Raw genomic sequence first — 3,448 nt, 5'->3', positions numbered from 1 at the left:
GGTCGACGCCGCTGGTCGAAGCGGCCAAGCGCAACGACACCAAGGTCGTCACCTATCTCAAATCCTCATGCCGTGCCTCGCGGCTGCCGACCTTCAGCGCGGTGCTGAAGCGCGACTACACCGAATGCGACGCCTGGCGCGAACAGGCGATAGCCGACATCATCCGCGCCAAGCCGCGGCTGGTGGTGATCTCCGAATTCTCGATCGGCAACCTGACGCGCGACATGCCCGCCGCCGGCCGCGAAGCCGAGACCGCGCGCTGGCAGGCCGGCCTGCGCTCGACACTGCAGGCCTTCAGCCAGGCCGGCGTCGAGACCGCCGTCATCCGCGACACGCCGATCGGCGACAGCTTTGCCGATTCCTGCGTGGCCCGCGCGCTGTGGTGGCGCGAAGCCCCCTCACGCTGCGACACGCCGAGAGCGCAGGCAGCCAATGACAGCGCCGCGGCGCAAGAGCGCGCCGTGGTCGAAAGCGTACCCGACACGCTCTACGTCGACCTCACCGACCGCTTCTGCGGCCCGACTGAGTGCCACGTCTTCATCGACGGCAAGCTGGCGTTCCGTGACAGGCATCATCTGGCGACGGCCTTTGCCGAGACGCTGGACGGGCCGCTGGAGAAGGCGCTGTTTTAGGGAGTGAGATGTCCTGGAGGGGAGGAAACTTGGCCTTGGCAATCTACATTTGCTCGTGGCACAAAGGTGGCCTTGCGAATGGTAGTCGAGGAGCACATTGAGCCCGCTAAGGAATTCTTCTCGATCGTTGATGATGTCAAAGGTACGGTCGCGAGATACCGCCCCGGAGATCAGAGTGCGAAAGCTCGCCCATGCGCTTGGATTTCGTTTCCGACTCCATCGTCACGATCTCCCCGGCACCCCCGATCTAATATTTCCTCGATACAAGATTGCGATCTTCGTCCACGGCTGTTTTTGGCATAGGCATCCAGGCTGCGACCGATCGTCGACGCCGTCCACAAATATCGATTTCTGGCTCGCCAAATTCGAGCGGAACCAATTGCGCGATGCTCAGGCGATTACATCTTTAGAAAGTATGGGATGGCAAGTTCATGTGATTTGGGAATGTGACACGCGTACGGAAAGTCGACTCCGGGGTATTCTGGACTCGGTTTTGACCAAAGGCGCGATTTTGACGTCGAACAAATCAAACTTCCGTGGGAATGCCCAGGGGACGACTCTCGAAATAAGTCGCTTGTAACTCAAAAGAATGCTAAGATTGATTTGGAGCGGCTACGTGAGCCTACTTGTGAAGACCGCCCGTGAACACAGTTACGGAGCGGCAGATTGTTGAACTGCATTGATTTGTTTGCGGGAGCTGGTGGATTCTCTCTCGCAGCGCGCAACGCAGGACTGACTATCAAACTTGCTGTTGAGCATAACAAAAATGCAGCCTCAACGTACCGAAAAAATTTCGCTGCTCTTGAGCCGAAGCTCGTCCTTCGAGATGAAGACATCCGCAAATTGTCGCCTGCGAAGCTGGCCCGAGAGATATTCGGTCGCAATGCTTCATGTGACTTACTGTTGGGCGGCCCGCCCTGCCAAGGTTTTTCGACGCATAGACTAAATGACGCTGGCGTTGCTGACGATCGAAATGACCTCATCCATATCTATTTTGATTTCGTGCGCGCATTCTCGCCTAGAGTTTTCCTGATGGAGAACGTGCCTGGAATGCTGTGGCCGCGACACAAAGCGGCTTTGGATCGCTTCTACTCCAAGGGAGCTGAATCAGGCTACGAAGTTTTTAGACCGGTGGTGTTAGACGCTCGCGACTATGGGATCGCTCAACGCCGAAAGCGTGTGTTCATTCTCRGGGTACGCCGAGGTGTAGAACGAGACGATCTTGTATGGCCTCCGAAGCAAACGCACGGGAGCGAAGTGCTCCGCAGGACAGAACCCCATCTCAAGTCCTGGATTGGATGCGAATCTGCTTTTCGCCCAGCCAACGCGGGCGATCCTAATGACATTCACATGAAGCACGGCAAAGAGTTGTTGGAGGCGTTTGAAAACACGCCGCCCAACGGTGGAAGCCGTCATGTTTCGGGCCGCATTCTCAATTGCCACGCTGACCATGACGGTCACAATGATGTCTATGGCCGCATCGACCCTAGCAAGCCGGCCCCCACGATGACGACGGCTTGCATTAATCCATCAAAGGGCCGCTTTGTGCACCCGACCCTCCACCATGGTATAACCGTCCGGCAGGCGGCACGGATACAGACCTTTCCCGATAACTTTGTGTTCGAGGGCGGACTGATGGCGGCTGGCGAACAAGTCGGAAACGCAGTTCCTATTGCATTTGCCCAGTTGCTTATTGAGCGTCTCAAGCCGATTCTTACTCCTCGGAAGGAGAGCGCCGAGGCTCGCAAAGATGCGCAGCAGCGAGAGCCCGCGTGATCTCCACCCTAGCCTTTCAGACCAAAGCTCGGACGGTTGACCATCTCGGGCGTGAGCAGATAGCGGATTGCCCTACCGCCATATCTGAGATCTGGAAAAACGCATTCGACGCCTATGCCAGAAATGTGGCTCTCGATATTTACGATGGAGACGAGCCGACCGCCGTTATAAGTGACGACGGCCATGGAATGAACAGACGTGAATTCGAAGAGCGCTGGCTTGTCGTCGGAACAGAGTCCAAAGCAACGGTCGATCATACGCCATTCGTAGATCGCAATGGCCTACGACAAAGAGCAAGACAGGGTCAGAAGGGCATTGGCCGCCTTTCGTGTGCCAACCTTGGGCCAATTCTGCTTCTAGTATCGAAACGCAGATCGCAACCCTTCGTTGCGGCGTTACTGGACTGGCGCCTATTCGAAAATCCATTCATTAATCTTGGGGATGTTTATATTCCGGTAACGGAATTCGAGAAGAAGGAAGAGCTTCTCAGCATACTGCCCGAACTTGGCGAGGGTCTGGCACAAAATGTTACTGGGGGTGAAGACAACCTTCGTAAGGCTCGGCTAACTGCTGCATGGCGAGCCTACGATCAGCTCTACGAGACTGAACATGCGACCGGAGTCACGAACAAGCTCGGGCCTCCGTCCGAAGAGATCCTTTCCACGATCACTAGTATTTCCTTTGGCGAGAGACATCTTGCCCAATGGCCGGTTTGGTCGGGCGATTCTGACCACGGCACCGCTTTGATGGTCGCGCACATTAACTATGACCTGCGCGTCGAATTGGACGAAGCGGTAGCCGATTCGTCAGCCAGGGCTGCGCGCGAACGTTTCTTTGAAACGTTATCGAGTTTCGTTGATCCTTTCCTAGAACCTACCGAAAGAGGGTCGGCGGCGAGCCAACTAGAATTCTCCTACTTTGTTCGCGCGTGGGACGGCCCCACTCCTCGACTTATAGTGGGTTCGGAAAAGCAATTTGATCGCCGTCTTCTCGACGGGATGGAACATCAACTCGTTGGCACTGTCGATTCGGGAGGGGTC

At 56.2% G+C, this 3,448-nt stretch carries 4 protein-coding genes; all 4 read left to right on the top strand.

Annotated elements, in window-relative coordinates; translation table 11 throughout:
* Positions 1 to 632, top strand: a 632-nt coding sequence (locus AC1DX0_RS33080) for an SGNH hydrolase domain-containing protein (protein ID WP_477358577.1), incomplete at its 5' end; no start/stop codon positions are given.
* A 97-nt stretch (positions 633 to 729) separates the two neighbouring features.
* Positions 730 to 1,212, top strand: a complete 483-nt coding sequence (locus AC1DX0_RS33075) for a very short patch repair endonuclease (RefSeq protein WP_477222710.1) — start codon at positions 730 to 732, stop codon at positions 1,210 to 1,212.
* 89 nt (positions 1,213 to 1,301) lie between these two features.
* Complete coding sequence (locus AC1DX0_RS33070; protein WP_477358575.1) at positions 1,302 to 2,408, top strand: DNA cytosine methyltransferase; 1,107 nt, start codon at positions 1,302 to 1,304, stop codon at positions 2,406 to 2,408.
* On the top strand, positions 2,405 to 3,448 hold a 1,044-nt coding region (locus AC1DX0_RS33065), incomplete at its 3' end, for an ATP-binding protein (RefSeq protein WP_477358573.1). The genes AC1DX0_RS33070 and AC1DX0_RS33065, both read left to right, overlap by 4 nt.

Source organism: Mesorhizobium sp. P3_A9 (assembly GCF_056402975.1).
The sequence above is the reverse complement of the archived record's forward strand: the minus strand, read 5'-3'. Positions and strand labels throughout refer to the sequence as shown.